The following is a 15,290-nucleotide window of genomic DNA, read 5'->3' as shown; positions in this document are numbered from 1 at the left end:
CCCTACCGGCACCCGTCCTCTGCGCCAGGTCTGCCGCCGACCGCGTCGGGCAGCGCGCCCGCCAGCGCTGTCTCGACCGCGTCCGCGAAGTCGGCCCCGCTGGTGTGGTCGTCGTCCATGACGGCGCGCACGCATTCCCTCAACGTCTCGCTGAACTGCGCGTAGTGGACCAGTGAGGGCCGCTTCGCCGAGCCGAGCGCCAGGTGGACGGTGCCGAGCAGGCGCGCGAGCTGCGTCCGCGTCGCCGACGGAGGCGCGGGGCCGTCCTCGCGCTGCATCTGGCACGGGTCGACGCGCTCGTAGGCGGCCTCGACCACAGGGGCGTAGCCGCCGCAGGAGAACAGCTGCCGCTGGTTGTCGGCGCGCGTGAGGTAGTCGACGAACGCCCTCGACTCGGCGGCCAGCCCCGACCTGGAGGCGATCGCCAGGTTGGAGCCGCCGAGCGCGCCCCCGCCAGGAAGGGGTGACACCTCGGCCTTCACCCCCGCCTCAGCGAGGCGCAGGTAGGCGTAGGGCCAGTGGCGCAGGTAGCGGGCCCGTCCCGTGACGAACTCGGTCAGGCTCTCGCGCTCCCTGAACGGGCCCTCGGCGATCTTCTGGGTCTCGCGGGCGTGCCACCACGCCGCCAGCCCCTCCTTGGCCCGCGCGCCCATGACCACGCGCTCGCCCTCCATCATTCCGCCCGTCACCTCCAGCAGGCTCACCGTGCCGCCCTCGTAGTCGTCGTTCTGGGTGACGAAGCCCTGCAGGCCCGCGCTGTCGTACAGGTCGCTCCAGGTGGAGGGCGCGGGCGCGCCCTCGCGCCTGAAGAGCAGGCCGACGTCGGTGGCGAACGGCAGCGCGTACTGCCTGCCCCTCCACTGCCCCGTCGCCAGGGCCGCGGGGACGAACCGGTCGCGCGGCACGTCCTCGACGGGCTCCAGCAGCCCCGCGGCGGCGAACTCGGCGGTCCAGGCGGAGTCGAGGATCACCACGTCGTAGCGAGGGCAGCCGTCGCCCTGGAGCGCGGCGAGCATCTCGTTGCGCTTGACGTCGGCGACGGGGGACAGCTCGACGACGTCGACGTCCTTGTCGGTGGGCGCGTTGGTGGTGTTCCAGCTGGTGAACAGCCTGCGGCGGTAGCCGTTGACGGAGACGTCGCTGCCGGTGGCGACCTGGATCCTGTCCCTTCGCCTGCACTCGGGCGGGGCCTTGCCCTGCTGCGGCAGCGTCGCCAGAGGCGCGGCGAGGCCGAGGAGCGCCCCCACGCACAGCGCCGTCCTGTGCCGCCGCAGCATGCCGCCCGGCCGCCCCGCCACGCTCGCCATGTCACGCCCTCCAGAGTTCGTCGAGGAACCTGTCCGCGGCCATGACCGGGTCCTCGTTCACCCAGACGCAGCCGGTCCGCCCGCCCTCGATCAGCGGCGCGAGGGCGGGCATGGCGCAGTCGTCCGCTCCGACCAGGACGATCTCGACCCGCATGTCCGGCAGGTCGATCCTCCCCGCGGGCAGCCTGGTTCCGTCGGTGAGGATCACCAGGACCTTGTTGCGCCAGGTGCCCGCCGCCTCGGCCGCCTCACGCGCCACCCGATCGAGCGGCACGTCGCCGCGCGACAACGGCAGGTTCCGCAGCGACAGCGCCGCCGCCTCGGGGGTGTCGGCCGTCTGCGGCGTCGGGGGCGCCCGCACGGTCCCCTGCGAGAAGAGCCTGAGCCGCACCGCGTCGGTGTCGCCGTGCAGGCGGCCGAGCAGCGCCGTGCCGAACTGCTGGGCCCTGCGCAGCGGGCTGACGCCGTCCAGCAGGGCGTTGTCCATGGTCAGCGAGGTGTCGACGGCCACGACCGCGCCCGTCTGCGGGTGGGCCATGAGCAGCCTGTCGAGCATGGCGGCGTAGGTGGCCCGTCCCGCGGGCGCCACGTCGGCGTGGGTGTCGGCCAGCGACAGCCCGGGGAAGGCACCCTTCCCCTCGGTGTCCCTGAACCCGTTGTCCTGCGCCCACTCCTGCTCCAGCCAGTCCTTGTACCTGGCCACCCAGGCGCTCCGATCGGCGCTGTGGTCGGGCCACTTGACCGCGATCACGCTGTACTCCAGGCGCGGGGCGCCTTCCAGCCCGTACGGCACGGCCGCCTGCCCGCCCTGCTGGCCTGCGCAGCCGCCGAAACGCTCGCCCCTGCTGAAGGCGGCGAAGAGGTACTCGGGGACCAGCACGGGACGCGTCTCGATCTCGAGCCGCGCGCCGAGCCTGCACAGCAGCGACGCCGCGTCGCGCCCCGCGGGCTCGGGCAGCGTGAGCCGCCGCTCGGTGGCCACGTCCGCTGCCGTGGCGTCCGCCTGGTAGAGCGCGAGGCTCCCGGCAAGGGCGCTCTCCGACAGGTCGGCCCTCGGACGCAGCAGCTGCGCGGCCTTGGCGGCCTCCGCCGAGACGCGCGTCTCCCCGTCGGGGAAGGCGGTCATCGCCTGCGGCGGGACGGCGATCACCAGCCCGGAGGTGGCGAAGGCCCCGAGGTCCTCGAGCACCACCTTCGAGGCGACGTTCGCCACCCGCTCCTCGGCCAGCCGCACCGAGGCGGAGGTGGCGGCGATCCAGGCGTCGGGTCGCGGCCCCATCAGCTCCAGGTAGCCGGGGGCGTGGGGCACGGCCCACTCCCTGGCGAACCCCGCGTAGAAGTCCTTCAGCGGCGGCATCGCGTCGGTGCTGATCCTGATGGGCGAGCAGCCCGACTCGTCGGCGACGTCGCGGGCGAACTCCCTGCCCGCCCTGTCGAACAGCTCGACGCCCTCGGGCGCGGTGACGACCCTGATCTGCAGCACGGGCGGGCAGATGCGGCCCGTTCCCCGCAGGGAGCCGTCGGCGACCAGCGGCACGGAGGCGGCCGACAGCACCAGCACACTGGCCAGAAGGCCCGCAAGGCACGCGGCGCCGCTGACGGCCACACCGCCCACCCATGCGAGGAGCTCTCGCGCGGCCTCACGGGGTTTTTTGAGCGCCCGCATCGCCTTTTTCCTGACCATCCATAAAGCCGTCACGAGAGCGCACGCAAGGAGTGCGACGCCCCAGAGAGGCCGGTCGGCGACAAAGGTGGCCAATGCCACTAGCGCGGTTATAAGGGCGGTTATCTCCGGAATGCGGCCATACGGCTTGTTCGCCTGGCCACTACTGGTGCCAGAAGGTGCTCGTGGGTTCTCCTCTGCCATGACCTCGTCCGCAGATCGCCCGTCAGAGTAGTCCGCGCATTCTATGAACCACGCTCGGCTCTCACCAGCAGAACGAGTGACTGGTGAGAAACGTGCCGGCGGTCCGTTGCCAATCGGTAATCCCTCATACCGTGCGCGCAAAGATCCGCGCGGTTAGGGTGTGTGTGCGACTATCCACCGGAAACTAAGACGATTCAGGGTCGGGCGAGGCCACCTGGCGAGGACACGACTGGGTCATGCCCCCTAAGGAACCGCAAGAGCGTAAACCCTCCGGGAAGGCTGAGCGTCCCACTGATGTGACCACCGAAACCCTTCTGGCCGACAGGTCGCTGGGGGCGGTGCCGGTCGGGTGGGATGCCGACATGGCCGTGACTGCGCTCTACAGCGCGCACTTTCGGTCATTAGTGCGTCTCGCTGTGTTGCTGGTGCGCGACATAGCAACAGCGGAGGAAGTCGTGCAGGATGCGTTCGTCGCCATCCATGGCGCATGGCGCAGACTTCGCGACCCCGACAAAGCACTCGCCTACCTGCGTCAGTCTGTCGTCAACCGGTCCCGTTCCGTGCTGCGTCACCGCGCGGTCGTCGAGAAGTACGCTCCCAAGGGTCTGCCCGACGCTCCGAGCGCCGAGAACGGCGCCATCGGGGAGCTCGAGCGCTCCGCCGTCATCGAGGCGTTGCGGGCCCTGCCAGCCAGGCAGCGAGAGGCGTTGGTTCTTCGCTACTACGGGGACCTGTCCGAGGCCGAGATCGCCCATGCCATGGGCATCAGCAAGGGCGCCGTCAAGAGCCACACGGCACGTGGCATGGCCGCCCTGCGTTCCGTTCTGGAGAAGATGTCATGACCCTGCCCCCGGACGAGCACGGCGACATCCTGCGCCGAGTGCTGCGCGCGGAGGCCGACGCCGTCGTGCCGTCTCCCGAGGGTTTGGAGATCATCCGCGCCCGCATCGAAAGGCGTGGGCTACGAGGACTCTTCTGGCTGCGCGCGGGCGCGGCCGCGGGTGGCGCCATCCTCGTAGCGGGGACGATCGTGATGGTCGTCCCTGAACTTCGCCAGAGAGTGATGGACGTCCAGTTCATCGACCCCGTGGAACACACCACCAAGCTGCCGCCCGACAAGTCCGCCACCTCCAGGCCTCCCACGTCGCCACCGCCCGCCGAGCGGTCCAGGCCCGCCGTCCCGCCGCCGATCCCGAACATCTCCCCGAGCAAGCAGACCTCACAGACGCACGCGCCGAGCAGGAAGGCGACGCCGACGCCCTCTCCGACGCCGTGCGCGTCGGAGAGCACGCAGCCTCCGGAGGAGTGCGCCGACGGCACTGCGACCCCGACCCCCACGCCCTCGGCCACACCCTCGGAGAGCGCCGACAGTCCGGGCAACCCCGACTGCGTCCCCGATCAGTGCCCACCGGAGGACCCCGCGCCCTCCCCCACCGACGTCGCCAGCCCGCTGTCGAGCCCCTGACGCGCGGTCACCAGCGTCCGGTGCGCGCCTGTACGACGGCGGCCGCCGCCACCCCCGCCGTGGAGGTCCGCAGCACGGTAGGGCCGAGCAGCGCGGGCACCGCCTTCGCCGCGGTGAACCTGTCGAGCTCGTCCGCCGCGATGCCGCCCTCAGGGCCCACGACCAGCACGATGTCGCCGCTCACCGGCAGCTCGACCGACGCGAGGCTCGCCTCGGCCTCCTCGTGCAGCACCAGCGCCAGCGCCGCGCCCGACAGCAGTTCGGCGACCTGCGCGGTGGATTGGAGCTCCGCCACCTCGGCCGCGTGGAACCTGCGGGCCTGCTTGCCCGCCTCACGCGCGGTGGAGCGCCATCTGCCCAGCGCCTTGGCGACCTTGTCGCCCTTCCACTGGGTGATGCTCCGCGAGGCCGACCACGGGACGATGACGTCGACGCCAGCCTCGGTCATCATCTCCACGGCCAGCTCGCCCCTGTCGCCCTTGGGCAGCCCCTGCACGACGACCAGCCGGGGCGTGGGCGCGGGCACCTCGTAGCGGCGCAGGACCTCCACGCGCAGGGAGTCCTTGAACACCTCGCGGGCCACGCACTCGGCGACCAGCCCCGCCCCGTCGGTCAGGTCGAGCCGCTCCCCCTCACGCAGGCGGCGCACCGCCGCCGCGTGCCGTCCCTCGGGGCCGCCGAGCACGAACTGCCCGAGGTCGAGGTCGGCGGCGTCCGCGAGGAACACGGGAACAGTCACACGCATCTCCCCCTGCACGGGCGATGTAACGGCGGCCAGCCGGCTCGCGCTGGAGAAGCGTGATGGAAGGGCGCCAGCCCCGTGACCGCACTGGCGCCAGACCGGCTGGCCGTACAGAACGACTATCGGTTATCGGCCGTTGAAAGCATCACGGAGCCGAGAGAAAAAACCCTGTTGTCCGGGGGCGAACTTGCCAGGGGGACGCTCTTCCCCGCGAAGCTTGGACAGCTCCCTGAGCAGGTCCTCCTGCGCCTGGTCGAGGCGCATCGGGGTCTCGACGTTGACGTGGATCAGCAGGTCTCCCCTGCCGGTCTCGTTGAGCCGCTGCACGCCTCGGCCGTACATCGTGATGACCTGCCCCGACTGGGTGCCGGGCCGCACGTCGATCTCCTCGGCCCCGTCGAGGGTCTCGACGGTCAGCGACGTGCCGAGCGCGGCCGCCGTCATCGGGATCTGCACCGTGCAGTGCAGGTCGTCTCCTCGCCGTTCGAATATGTCGTGCGGCTTCTCGACGATCTCGAGGAACAGGTCTCCGGGCGGGCCGCCGCCAGGGCCGACCTCACCCTCGCCGGCCAGCTGGATGTGGGTGCCGTCCTCGACGCCCGCGGGGATGCGGACCTTGATCGTACGGCGGGTGCGGACCCTGCCGTCGCCCGAGCACTCCTGGCAGGGGTGCCTGATGATCGAGCCGAACCCGCCACACTGGGGGCACGGCCTCGAGGTCATGACCTGGCCCAGGAAGGACCTGGTGACCTGGGAGATCTCACCGCGGCCCTGACACATGTCGCAGGTGTCGGGGTGGGTGCCTGGCGCCGCGCCCGAGCCCGAGCAGACCTCGCACAGCACCGCGGTGTCGACGTTCAGCTCGCGCGTGGTGCCGAACGCCGACTCACGCAGGTCGAGCTCGACCCTGATCGTGGCGTTGCGGCCCCGCCTGGCCCTGCTGCGCGGCCCCCGGGCGCCGCCCGCCGAGCCGAAGAAGGCGTCCATGATGTCGCTGAAGGGGAAGCCCGCGCCGAAGCCGCCCGCACCCGCTCCCGCACCGGCGCCGCCGAAGGGGTCGGCTCCGAGGTCGTACATCTGGCGCTTGTTGGGATCGGACAGGACCTCGTAGGCCTGCGTGATCTCCTTGAAGCGCTCCTGGGTCTCAGGATCGGGGTTCACGTCGGGGTGCAGCTCGCGGGCCAGCCGACGATAGGCCTTCTTGATCTCGTCCTGACTGGCGTCACGGCGCACCCCGAGGGTGCCGTAGTAGTCGTTTGCCACTTATCGACCTCTTATGAAGCAGCCAGGATCTGGCTGACGTAGCGTGCCACGGCGCGCACAGCGCCCATCGTCACGGGGTAGTCCATCCGGGTGGGGCCGAGCACGCCGAGGCGGGCTCCCGAACCGTAACCGGTCGCGACGAGGGACGTGCCACGCAGTCCTGTGTAGGGGTTTTCCGAGCCGATCCTGACGGTGAGGGTGGTCGGCATGTCGGAGGTCTCGCCGAGCAGGCGCATCAGCACCACCTGTTCTTCGAGCGCCTCGAGAACGTCTCGCAGGCCCGTGGTGAAATCGGCGCCCGCCAGGTTGGCGGCCCCCGCGAAGACGATCTTCTCATCATGGCGCTCGACGAGGGTCTCCAGCAGCACCGACAGAATCGTCGCCGCGGCGGGCCGGTCTTCGACGGGCAACCGTTGGGGCAGGTCGGAGACCTGATCGGGGACCTGGCTGAGCCCGCAGCCGTCGAGGCAGGCGTTGAGCATCGCGCGCAGATGCGCGATCCTCGACTCCTCGATGCGCTCGGGCAGCTCGATGACGCGCTGCTCGACCCGGCCGGTGTTCGTGATCAGCACGAACATCACCCGCCTGTCGGTCAGCGGCACGAGCTCGAGATGGCGCACGGTCGACTGCGACAGCGCCGGGTACTGCACCACCGCTACCTGCCTGGTCAGCTGGGCGAGCAGCCTGACCGTGCGGGTCACCACGTCGTCGAGGTCGACCGCGCCTGCGAGGAAGGTCTCGATGGCCCTGCGCTCGGCTCCTGACAGGGGCTTGATCTGTGAGAGCTTGTCGACGAAGAGCCGGTAGCCCTTGTCGGTCGGCACCCTGCCCGCACTCGTGTGAGGCTGGGTGATGTAGCCCTGTTCCTCCAGCGCGGCCATGTCGTTCCTGACCGTGGCCGGGGAGACGTTGAGGTTGTGGCGATCGGCCAGCGCCTTGGAGCCCACCGGTTCGTTGGTGGAGACGTAGTCCTCGACAATGGCGCGGAGCACCGCCAGCTTCCGATCATCGAGCATGTGCTCACCTCCCTGCCTCTTGAGGAAACGACAGGTCTAGCACTCTGTGTTCCCGAGTGCCAAGTGTACGGCCCTCGCCCACAGGGTGCGATAACGCGCGGAATCAAGCCGGTTGCAAGCCGCACGCCGACAATACTGCCCATGACCGACGATCCCTCCCGTGCGCGCGGCACCCGCGAGCGAGGAGTGATTTGCTACGGTCCCCCCATGTACGAGCGTGACGTGCTTGCGGGGAACTGGCGGCGCCCTGGCAAGGGGACGATCCCTTCCGTGCCCGCCGAGCGCGATCTGGTCGTGGAGGACGCCGACAGCGGCTTCTGCGGCGCGGTGGTGGCCTGCGACAAGGAGGCGGTCACCTTGGAGGACCGCTTCGGCAGGCGCAGGCTGTTCCCCCTGGCCCCCGCCGCCTTCCTGCTGGAGGGCAAGCCCGTGACGCTGGTACGGCCGGCCCCCGCCACGGCGAGGGCTCCCCGCCGCAGCGCCTCCGGCTCGGTCGCGGTCGAGGGACTGCGCGCCCGCGTCGCCAGGGAGAGCCGCATCTACGTCGAGGGCGTGCACGACGCCGCCCTGGTGGAGAAGATCTGGGGCCACGACCTGCGCGTGGAAGGCGTCGTCGTGGAGTACCTGGAGGGCGTCGACGACCTGCCCGCAATCGTCGAGGAGTTCGGTCCCGCGCCTGGGCGCAGGCTCGGCGTGCTGGTCGACCACCTCGTGGAGGGCTCCAAGGAGAGCCGCATCGCCGCCAGGGTGACCTCGCCGCACGTGCTGGTGGTCGGGCACCCCTTCATCGACATCTGGCAGGCGGTCAAGCCTTCCGTCCTGCGCATCCCCGCCTGGCCCGACGTGCCTCGCGGGGTGCCGTGGAAGGAGGGGGTGATCGCGGCGCTGGGGTGGCGGCTCGAACCGGCCGAGGCGTGGCGCAGGATCCTCGGCGCGGTGTCCACCTATTCCGACCTCGAACCCTCGCTGCTCGGCAGGGTCGAGGAGCTGATCGACTTCGTGACCAGTCCTGAGGAGGACGGATGACGAACCAACCCCCCGAGGGAACTCCCCCGCCGCCCGGCTACGGCCAGACGCCTCCGTCGGGCCCCGGCTACGGACAGGCGCCTCCCTCGAACCCTGGCTACGGCCAGGCGCCCCCTTCGGGCCCTGGTTACGGCGCCCAACCGGGGTACGGCTCCCAGCCCGGCTACGGATCCCAGCCCGGTTACGGATCCCAGGCCGGTTACGGCTCCCAGCCCGGGTACGGGCCGCCGCCCGGATACGGCGCGCAGCCCGGCTACGGCCCGCCCGGCTACCAGCGTCCGCCGCACGTGCCCGGCCAGTACGGCCCCAGGCCGGGCAGCGACGACACCAACCTGGCGATGCTCGCCCACCTGCTCGGCATCCTCACCGGTTTCGTCGGCCCGCTCATCCTCTACTTGGTCAAGAAGGACGAGTCCCCCTACGTCCGCGACCAGGCGGCGCAGGCGCTCAACTTCCAGATCACGGTCTTCATCGGCTACATGATCTGCACCGTGCTGGCCTTCGTGCTGATCGGCTTCCTGCTGATCCCGGTGCTGTGGATCGCGGCGCTGATCTTCGAGGTCATCGCCGCGATGGCCGCCAACAGGGGCGAGAACCATCGCTATCCGATCAACATCACGTTCGTGAGCTGACCGTCCTGAAGCCGCAGTTGCCGCTGGCCGAGTCCGGCGTGTTCGCCGAGCGGGCCGCCACGCGGTAGCGGTGGCAGTAGGAGTCGTGGCACAGGTAGGAGCCGCCCCTGATCACCCTGCGCAGGCCCGTCCCGGGGCCGCGCGGGTCCAGGTGGGCGGAGGTGGCGTAGGCGTCGGCGGCGAACCAGTCCGCGCACCACTCCCACACGTTGCCCGAGACCTCGTGCAGGCCGTATCCGTTGGGCGGGTACGAGCGCACCGGCGCCGTCGCGAGCCAGCCGTCCTCGCCGCTGTTGCGACGGGGGAAGTCGCCCTGCCAGATGTTGCACGGCCACCGCCCCTCGGGAGTCAGCTCGTCGCCCCACGCGAAGCGGCGGCCCTCGAGCCCGCCCCTGGCGGCGTACTCCCATTCGGCCTCCGTCGGCAGCCTGCGGCCCGCCCAGGCGCAGTACGCCATGGCGTCGTCCCACGAGACGTGCACCACGGGGTGGTCGGGCTCGGCCTCCGACAGCGGCCCGAAGGGGTGGCGCCAGTCGGCCCCGCGCACCACCGTCCACCAGGGCGCGGCCGGGTCGACGCCCACCAGGTCGGCCCTTCTCGCCGCGACGGCGAGGCCGAACACCGCCGAGGTCCCGTCGCGCTCGGCGCCCGTGACGTACCCGCTCTCCTCGGCGAAGGCGGCGAACATCGCCACCGTCACCGCCGTCACGTCGACCAGGAACGGCTCCAGCCGTACGGCGTGCACGGGGCTCTCGCCGTCGGCGGGATAGCCCTCGCCGTACGCGTCGCCCATCTGGAACTCCCCGCCGGGCAGCGCCACCTCGTCGTGCGCGGGAGGGGCCGCCGACCTGCGCACCGGCGCTCCGGGGCCGGGTGAGGATCCGCCCTCCGGTGAACAGCAACCCATTGACGTCGCCATCCCCGCAGTATAAGACTCCCTATGTATCGATGCACATAGGTGTCCACGCACATAAGGGTTGATGGTGAAGTTCGAGTACGTCCTGCTCGCGTTGCTGTCGTTCCGCCCCTACAGCGGCTACGACCTGCGTAAGTGGTTGGAGGTCGAGGGGCAGTTCCTCAGGTCGCGCGCCCACCACAGCCAGATCTACCGGCTGCTGGGCCGCATGGTGACCGACGGCTGGGTCGAGTTCGAGGTGGATCCGCGCGAGGGACGGCCCGACGCGAAGCTCTACCGGCTGACCGCCGAGGGCCGCAGGGTGCTGCTGGAGTGGGTGCGCTCCCCCTACGAGCCGCCCAGCAGGTTCCAGGACGTCGACTTCATGTCGCGCTTCGGCTTCACCGTGGCTCTGGACAGGCAGGCGGCGAAGGTGCTGGTCGGCACCGAGCTCGAGTACCGGCGGGCGCAGGTGGCCAGGTTCAGGGACAGGCAGAGGACGCTGCGCTTCGAGGATCCGGTCCCCGAGGTCGACCCGGAGATGGCGCGGGCGGCCTTCGAGCGCATGCACGAGCAGGGCGCGCGCTCCGTGGACCTGTGGATCCTCTGGTTGGAGGACACGATGCGGTGGCTGGAGGCCAGATGAAAGCGATCATGGTCATGTTCGACAGCCTCAACAGGCACATGCTTCCGCCGTACGGAGGCGACTGGACCCACGCGCCGAACTTCGCGAGGCTGGCCGAGCGGGCGGTGAGCTTCGACAACTGCTACGCGGGCTCGATGCCGTGCATGCCGGCGCGCAGGGAGATCCACACGGGGCGCTACAACTTCCTGCACCGCAGCTGGGGGCCGCTGGAGCCGTTCGACGACTCGATGCCCGAGCTGCTCAAGCACAGCGGCGTCTACACCCACCTGGTCAGCGACCACCCGCACTACTGGGAGGACGGCGGCGCCACCTACCACGGCCGCTACAACACCTGGGAGTTCTTCCGCGGACAGGAGGGCGACCCGTGGAAGGGCCAGGTGGCCGACCCTCCGATGCCCGACGACCTCAAGCAGATGCGCTTTCCCGTCTACCGCCAGGACTGGGTCAACAGGCAGCACATGGCCACCGAGGACCGTCACCCCCAGACGCTCACCTTCGACGCGGGGCTCGAGTTCGTCAGGCTCAACCACGGTGAGGACCGCTGGTTCGTGCAGATCGAGACCTTCGACCCGCACGAGCCGTTCTTCTCCCACCAGCGCTTCAAGGACCTCTACCCGCACGACTACGAGGGCCCGCACTTCGACTGGCCCGACTACAAGCGGGTGGTGGAGTCGCCCGAGCAGGTCGGGCACGCCCGCATGGAGTACGCGGCGCTGCTGTCGATGTGCGACCACTCGCTGGGCAGGGTGCTCGACACGATGGACGAGCTGGGTCTGTGGGATGACACCATGCTCATCGTCTGCACCGACCACGGCCTGCTGCTCGGCGAGAAGGGCTGGTGGGGCAAGAGCGTCCAGCCCTGGTACAACGAGCTGGTCCACCTGCCGCTGTTCGCGTGGGACCCCCGCGCGGGGACCGCGGGCGAGCGGCGCGAGTCGCTGGTGCAGACCATCGACCTGGCGCCGACGCTGCTCGACTTCTTCGGCGTGGAGCCGCCCGGCGACATGCAGGGCGCGCCGCTTCCCGTCGGGGCCGACGAGCCGGTCCGCGAGGCGGCCCTGTTCGGCATGCACGGCGGGCACGTCAACGTCACCGACGGACGCCACGTCTACATGCGCGCCCCCGTCTCGGCCGACAACGCGCCGCTGCTGGAACACACGCTCATGCCCACGCACATGAGAGGGCGCTTCTCCCCCGCCGAGCTGGCCGACCTGGAGCTGGCCGAGCCGTTCGGCTTCACCAAGGGCGTGCGGACGCTGCGGATGCCAGGCCGTACCCTCTTCAACCCGCACCGGCACGGCACGCTGCTTTTCGACCTGTCCACCGATCCCGAGCAGCGCACGCCGATCGTCGACGACGCGGCCGAGCTGCGCATGGCCGGGCTGCTGGTCGAGCTGATGCGGGCCAACGAGGCGCCGCCGAGCCAGTACGAGCGGCTCGGCCTGCCGTACGAGGGAGAGGTCACCGAGGCGCACCTGCTCGTCGCCGCCCAGCAGGAGCTGGCCGAGCAGGCCGCCGAGCCACTGCCCGACCCCGACGACTATCCCTCGGGACGGTTCTCGTTGCGCAGCCCCGTCGCGGCGCTGCTGGCCGACCCCGTCGCCCTCGAGGTGCTGCGCAGGCACGTGCCGGGCGTGGCCGACTCGGAGCTGCTCCAGATGGTCGGCGCGACCCCGCTGATCGGGCTGGCCGCCATGGCGGGCGGCCTGCTCCCACCCCCCAGACTCCGCCTGATCGCCGAGGAGCTCGCCACGCTCTGACGCGTCACCGGAGCCGGTGACGGGGCTGCATCCCCGTCACCGGCGCACCTTCCCCCTCCGGTCAAGAAAGAGGTGGCGCGTGACAACTATCGCACCTCCTGCCAAAGTCAAAGGCCGCTGGCCGCAGCTGTCGCTGCTGGGCGGCGCCATGCTCGTCGACAACACCGAGGCGAGTCTGGTCAGCAGCCTCTTCCCGGTGATCAGACAGTCCCTCGGCATGTCCCTGGGCGCCCTCGGCGTCCTCACCGCGGCGAGCAAGATCGTCGGAGTGTTCACCGGGCCCTTCTGGGTCTGGGCCGCCCGCCGCTGGTCCCGCAAGGGCGTACTGGTGCTCGCGACCGGCCTCTGGGGCGTCTGGGGCATCGCCGCGGGCTTCTCCCAGAACTTCGGCCAGCTGCTGATCTTCTACACGATCCTGGCCGCGGGCTACGCCGCCGCCCATCCCGTCATCACCGAGATCATCGGCGACCTGTTCGACTCCTCGGCCAGAGGCAAGGCCGTCGGGCTGCTGTACGGCACGATCGCGCTGGTCGGGTCGGTGCTCGGGCCGATCAAGGGCCAGTTGTCCAACGTCGACGACGGCTGGCGATGGGGCCTGTGGGGCATCGGCGCGTTCAACGTGCTGCTCGGGCTGGCCATCTGGGTGTGGTTCCGCGACCCCGGCACGGGAGCGGCCGAACGGCAGCTGGCCGACCTCGACGCGGCCACCCGCGAGGCGCACGGCAAGCTCACCTGGGCCAAGGCGGTCTCGCTGGTGCGGATCCCGAGCTTCGCGATCCTGCTGGTCTCCAGGCTGCTCTCCGGCCACCTGCTGGTGGGCACGTTCGGCGTGGTCTTCCTGGTCGACGTCTACGGCTTCAGCACCGCGGTCGCCTCCATCGTGCTGCTGCCGTTCGGGGTCGGCTACTTCCTCGGCAACCTGCTGGGCGGCTTCCTCGGCGACGCGGCCCAGCGGCGCAGCCCGCGCCACGGGCTGGTCGCGGTGCTGCAGGGCGCGCAGTTCGCCTTCGCGATCGTGGCCTTCCTCGGCACCCAGTTCGACTACGGCGACATCGCGCTCTTCGGCCTGTTCTTCGCCCTGATGGGCGCCGCGCAGGGGGTCAACCCCGGCATCAACCGGCCGATCGTCATGGCGATCACCCCGCCCGAGCTGCGCGGCGCCGCGTTCGCCATCTACATCTCGATCTTCGAGGCGATCGGCTGGGCGGTGTTCAGCCTGGGCGCGGGCTTCCTCGGCGACCAGCTCGGGCTCAAGACGGTGTTCCTGTGGGTGCTCGTGGTGCTCATGCTGGTCAACGGCGCCGTCCTGAGTCTGCTGTACCGCACCTACGCCTCCGACGTGGAGCGCGTGCAGCGCGAACTCGACGCCCGCAGGGCGGCCGCGCTACACGGTCAGGTCGCGGATGAGGGCATCGGCTAGCAGCCGTCCGCGCTGGGTGAGGACCATGCGTCCGGCCTTGAACGGCTCGGTCTGCAGCAGACCGTCGCCCAGCGCCCTGGCGACCGCGGTGCGGGCCTCGCCCTTCACCTCCGCCACCGGATAGCCGGAGACCAGCCGGAGCTCCAGCATGAGCCGCTCCACCTCGCGGTCGTCGTCGGTGAGCACCTCGCGCGCGTGGGCGGGCGAGGTGCCCGCCGCCAGGCGCTGGGCGTAGGCGGCAGGGTGCTTGACGTTCCACCAGCGGGTGCCGCCCACGTGGCTGTGCGCGCCGGGGCCGACGGCCCACCAGTCGCCGCCGGTCCAGTAGAGCAGGTTGTGACGGCAGCGCCCGGCCTCGGAGGTGGCCCAGTTCGACACCTCGTACCACTCGAACCCGGCCCCCGAGAGCATCTCGTCGGCGATCAGGTAGCGGTCGGCGGCCACGTCGTCGTCGGGCATCGGTAGCTCGCCGCGCCTGATCCTGGCGGCCAGCCTGGTGCCGTCCTCGACGATCAGGGAGTAGGCCGAGACGTGGTCGGGCTCGGCCTCGATCGCCTTCTCCAGCGACGCCCGCCAGTCGTCGTCGCTCTCTCCGGGGGTGCTGTAGATCAGGTCGAGGTTGACGTGGTCGAACCCGGCCTTCCTGGCCTCCTGTACGGCCTGCCCGGCCCGGCCTGGGGTGTGCTGCCTGTCGAGCACCTTCAGGACATGCTCGCGCGCGCTCTGCATGCCGAAGCTGACCCGGTTGAACCCGCCTTCGCGCAGCCTCTCCAGGTAGGCGGGGTCGACCGACTCGGGGTTGGCCTCGGTGGTGACCTCGGCGCCTCTCGCCAAACCGAACTCCTCGTCGATCGCGCGCAGGATCCTGGCCAGGTCGTCGGCGGGCAGCAGCGTGGGGGTGCCTCCACCGAAGAACACCGTCTCGACGGGGAGCTCGGCGTCGCCCAGCACGCGGCGGGCCAGCCGTACCTCGTCGATGGCGGTGTCGGCGTAGTCGCGATGCGACGCCCCTGGGCCCAGCTCGGCGGCGGTGTAGGTGTTGAAGTCGCAGTAGCCGCAGCGGGTCACGCAGAACGGGACGTGGACGTAGAAGCCGAAGGGCCGCTCGCCCAGGCCGCTCAGCGCGCTCGCGGGCAGCTCACCTGAGGCGGGCGCGGGATCGCCGTCGGGAAGGGTGGATGGCACGCTTCCAGTCTGCCCTGTGCCGCGGACCACCATTGACGCGCCGATCGACCGGGCCTACGATCCGGT

General features: G+C 70.7%; 14 protein-coding genes. 7 read left to right on the top strand and 7 right to left on the bottom strand.

Annotation, left to right across the window (positions count from 1 at the left end; translation table 11 throughout):
• Positions 1-2: 2 nt before the first annotated feature.
• Together ABFX55_RS47285 and ABFX55_RS47280 are read right to left on the bottom strand one after the other, a co-directional pair.
• The gene (locus ABFX55_RS47285; protein ID WP_346130525.1) at positions 3-1,307 is read right to left on the bottom strand and encodes an extracellular solute-binding protein; all 1,305 of its coding nucleotides are present in this window, start codon (positions 1,305-1,307) and stop codon (positions 3-5) included.
• Position 1,308: 1 nt separating this feature from the next.
• Positions 1,309-2,973 (bottom strand): hypothetical protein, encoded by a 1,665-nt coding sequence (locus ABFX55_RS47280; RefSeq protein WP_346130523.1) that lies wholly within the window; start codon positions 2,971-2,973, stop codon positions 1,309-1,311.
• A 563-nt stretch (positions 2,974-3,536) separates the two neighbouring features.
• Between ABFX55_RS47280 and ABFX55_RS47275 the strand changes: the two genes are divergently transcribed.
• Both ABFX55_RS47275 and ABFX55_RS47270 read left to right on the top strand, forming a co-directional pair.
• Entirely contained in the window at positions 3,537-4,016 is a 480-nt protein-coding gene (locus tag ABFX55_RS47275) for a SigE family RNA polymerase sigma factor (protein ID WP_183660508.1), read from the top strand.
• Positions 4,013-4,639 carry a hypothetical protein gene (locus ABFX55_RS47270; RefSeq protein WP_346130521.1) on the top strand — a complete coding sequence of 209 codons (627 nt, stop codon included), beginning with the start codon at positions 4,013-4,015 and terminating at the stop codon, positions 4,637-4,639. The genes ABFX55_RS47275 and ABFX55_RS47270 overlap by 4 nt, the downstream gene beginning before the upstream one ends.
• A 7-nt stretch (positions 4,640-4,646) precedes the next feature.
• Here ABFX55_RS47270 and ABFX55_RS47265 read toward each other — a convergent pair whose 3' ends face one another.
• The 3 genes from ABFX55_RS47265 to hrcA form a co-directional block, all read right to left on the bottom strand.
• On the bottom strand, positions 4,647-5,378 hold the full coding sequence (locus tag ABFX55_RS47265) for a 16S rRNA (uracil(1498)-N(3))-methyltransferase (RefSeq protein ID WP_346130519.1): 732 nt from the start codon (positions 5,376-5,378) through the stop codon (positions 4,647-4,649).
• Positions 5,379-5,507: 129 nt separating this feature from the next.
• Positions 5,508-6,644: a molecular chaperone DnaJ gene (gene dnaJ, locus ABFX55_RS47260; protein WP_346130517.1), complete on the bottom strand. Its 1,137-nt coding sequence runs from the start codon at positions 6,642-6,644 to the stop codon at positions 5,508-5,510.
• An 11-nt stretch (positions 6,645-6,655) separates the two neighbouring features.
• Positions 6,656-7,660: a heat-inducible transcriptional repressor HrcA gene (gene hrcA / locus ABFX55_RS47255; RefSeq protein WP_183657729.1), complete on the bottom strand. Its 1,005-nt coding sequence runs from the start codon at positions 7,658-7,660 to the stop codon at positions 6,656-6,658.
• 207 nt (positions 7,661-7,867) lie between these two features.
• Between hrcA and ABFX55_RS47250 the strand changes: the two genes are divergently transcribed.
• Complete coding sequence (locus ABFX55_RS47250; RefSeq protein WP_183657725.1) at positions 7,868-8,686, top strand: DUF3097 domain-containing protein; 819 nt, start codon at positions 7,868-7,870, stop codon at positions 8,684-8,686.
• Positions 8,683-9,318: a DUF4870 domain-containing protein gene (locus ABFX55_RS47245; protein WP_346130515.1), complete on the top strand. Its 636-nt coding sequence runs from the start codon at positions 8,683-8,685 to the stop codon at positions 9,316-9,318. The genes ABFX55_RS47250 and ABFX55_RS47245 overlap by 4 nt, the downstream gene beginning before the upstream one ends.
• On the opposite strand, the gene ABFX55_RS47240 is transcribed toward ABFX55_RS47245, so the two are convergent.
• Positions 9,302-10,225: a formylglycine-generating enzyme family protein gene (locus tag ABFX55_RS47240; RefSeq protein WP_446686024.1), complete on the bottom strand. Its 924-nt coding sequence runs from the start codon at positions 10,223-10,225 to the stop codon at positions 9,302-9,304. The two genes, ABFX55_RS47245 and ABFX55_RS47240, sit on opposite strands and share 17 nt — an antisense overlap.
• A 73-nt stretch (positions 10,226-10,298) precedes the next feature.
• Between ABFX55_RS47240 and ABFX55_RS47235 the strand changes: the two genes are divergently transcribed.
• From ABFX55_RS47235 to ABFX55_RS47225, 3 genes are all read left to right on the top strand, one after another.
• A complete protein-coding gene (locus ABFX55_RS47235; RefSeq protein ID WP_346130511.1) occupies positions 10,299-10,859 on the top strand; it encodes a PadR family transcriptional regulator in 561 nt (186 codons plus the stop codon).
• The gene (locus tag ABFX55_RS47230; protein WP_346130510.1) at positions 10,856-12,619 is read left to right on the top strand and encodes a sulfatase-like hydrolase/transferase; all 1,764 of its coding nucleotides are present in this window, start codon (positions 10,856-10,858) and stop codon (positions 12,617-12,619) included. The genes ABFX55_RS47235 and ABFX55_RS47230 overlap by 4 nt, the downstream gene beginning before the upstream one ends.
• Positions 12,620-12,698: 79 nt before the next feature.
• Positions 12,699-14,039 carry an MFS transporter gene (locus tag ABFX55_RS47225; protein ID WP_346130508.1) on the top strand — a complete coding sequence of 447 codons (1,341 nt, stop codon included), beginning with the start codon at positions 12,699-12,701 and terminating at the stop codon, positions 14,037-14,039.
• Here the strand turns inward: ABFX55_RS47225 and hemW are convergent.
• Positions 14,004-15,224: a radical SAM family heme chaperone HemW gene (hemW, locus tag ABFX55_RS47220; protein ID WP_346130507.1), complete on the bottom strand. Its 1,221-nt coding sequence runs from the start codon at positions 15,222-15,224 to the stop codon at positions 14,004-14,006. The two genes, ABFX55_RS47225 and hemW, sit on opposite strands and share 36 nt — an antisense overlap.
• Positions 15,225-15,290: the final 66 nt, after the last annotated feature.

The organism is Nonomuraea roseola, from assembly GCF_039535395.1.
Taxonomy (GTDB): Bacteria; Actinomycetota; Actinomycetes; order Streptosporangiales; family Streptosporangiaceae; genus Nonomuraea; species Nonomuraea roseola.
The sequence above is the reverse complement of the archived record's forward strand: the minus strand, read 5'-3'. Positions and strand labels throughout refer to the sequence as shown.

Excerpts from the sequence above, each read along its gene's own strand:
- ABFX55_RS47285 (WP_346130525.1), bottom strand. The coding sequence starts at position 1,307 with ATGGCGAGCGTGGCGGGGCGGCCGGGCGGCATGCTGCGGCGGCACAGG.
- ABFX55_RS47280 (WP_346130523.1), bottom strand. The coding sequence starts at position 2,973 with ATGCGGGCGCTCAAAAAACCCCGTGAGGCCGCGCGAGAGCTCCTCGCA.
- ABFX55_RS47275 (WP_183660508.1), top strand. The coding sequence starts at position 3,537 with ATGGCCGTGACTGCGCTCTACAGCGCGCACTTTCGGTCATTAGTGCGT.
- ABFX55_RS47270 (WP_346130521.1), top strand. The coding sequence starts at position 4,013 with ATGACCCTGCCCCCGGACGAGCACGGCGACATCCTGCGCCGAGTGCTG.
- hrcA (WP_183657729.1), bottom strand. The coding sequence starts at position 7,660 with ATGCTCGATGATCGGAAGCTGGCGGTGCTCCGCGCCATTGTCGAGGAC.
- ABFX55_RS47250 (WP_183657725.1), top strand. The coding sequence starts at position 7,868 with ATGTACGAGCGTGACGTGCTTGCGGGGAACTGGCGGCGCCCTGGCAAG.
- ABFX55_RS47245 (WP_346130515.1), top strand. The coding sequence starts at position 8,683 with ATGACGAACCAACCCCCCGAGGGAACTCCCCCGCCGCCCGGCTACGGC.
- ABFX55_RS47240 (WP_446686024.1), bottom strand. The coding sequence starts at position 10,225 with ATGGGTTGCTGTTCACCGGAGGGCGGATCCTCACCCGGCCCCGGAGCG.
- ABFX55_RS47235 (WP_346130511.1), top strand. The coding sequence starts at position 10,299 with ATGGTGAAGTTCGAGTACGTCCTGCTCGCGTTGCTGTCGTTCCGCCCC.
- ABFX55_RS47230 (WP_346130510.1), top strand. The coding sequence starts at position 10,856 with ATGAAAGCGATCATGGTCATGTTCGACAGCCTCAACAGGCACATGCTT.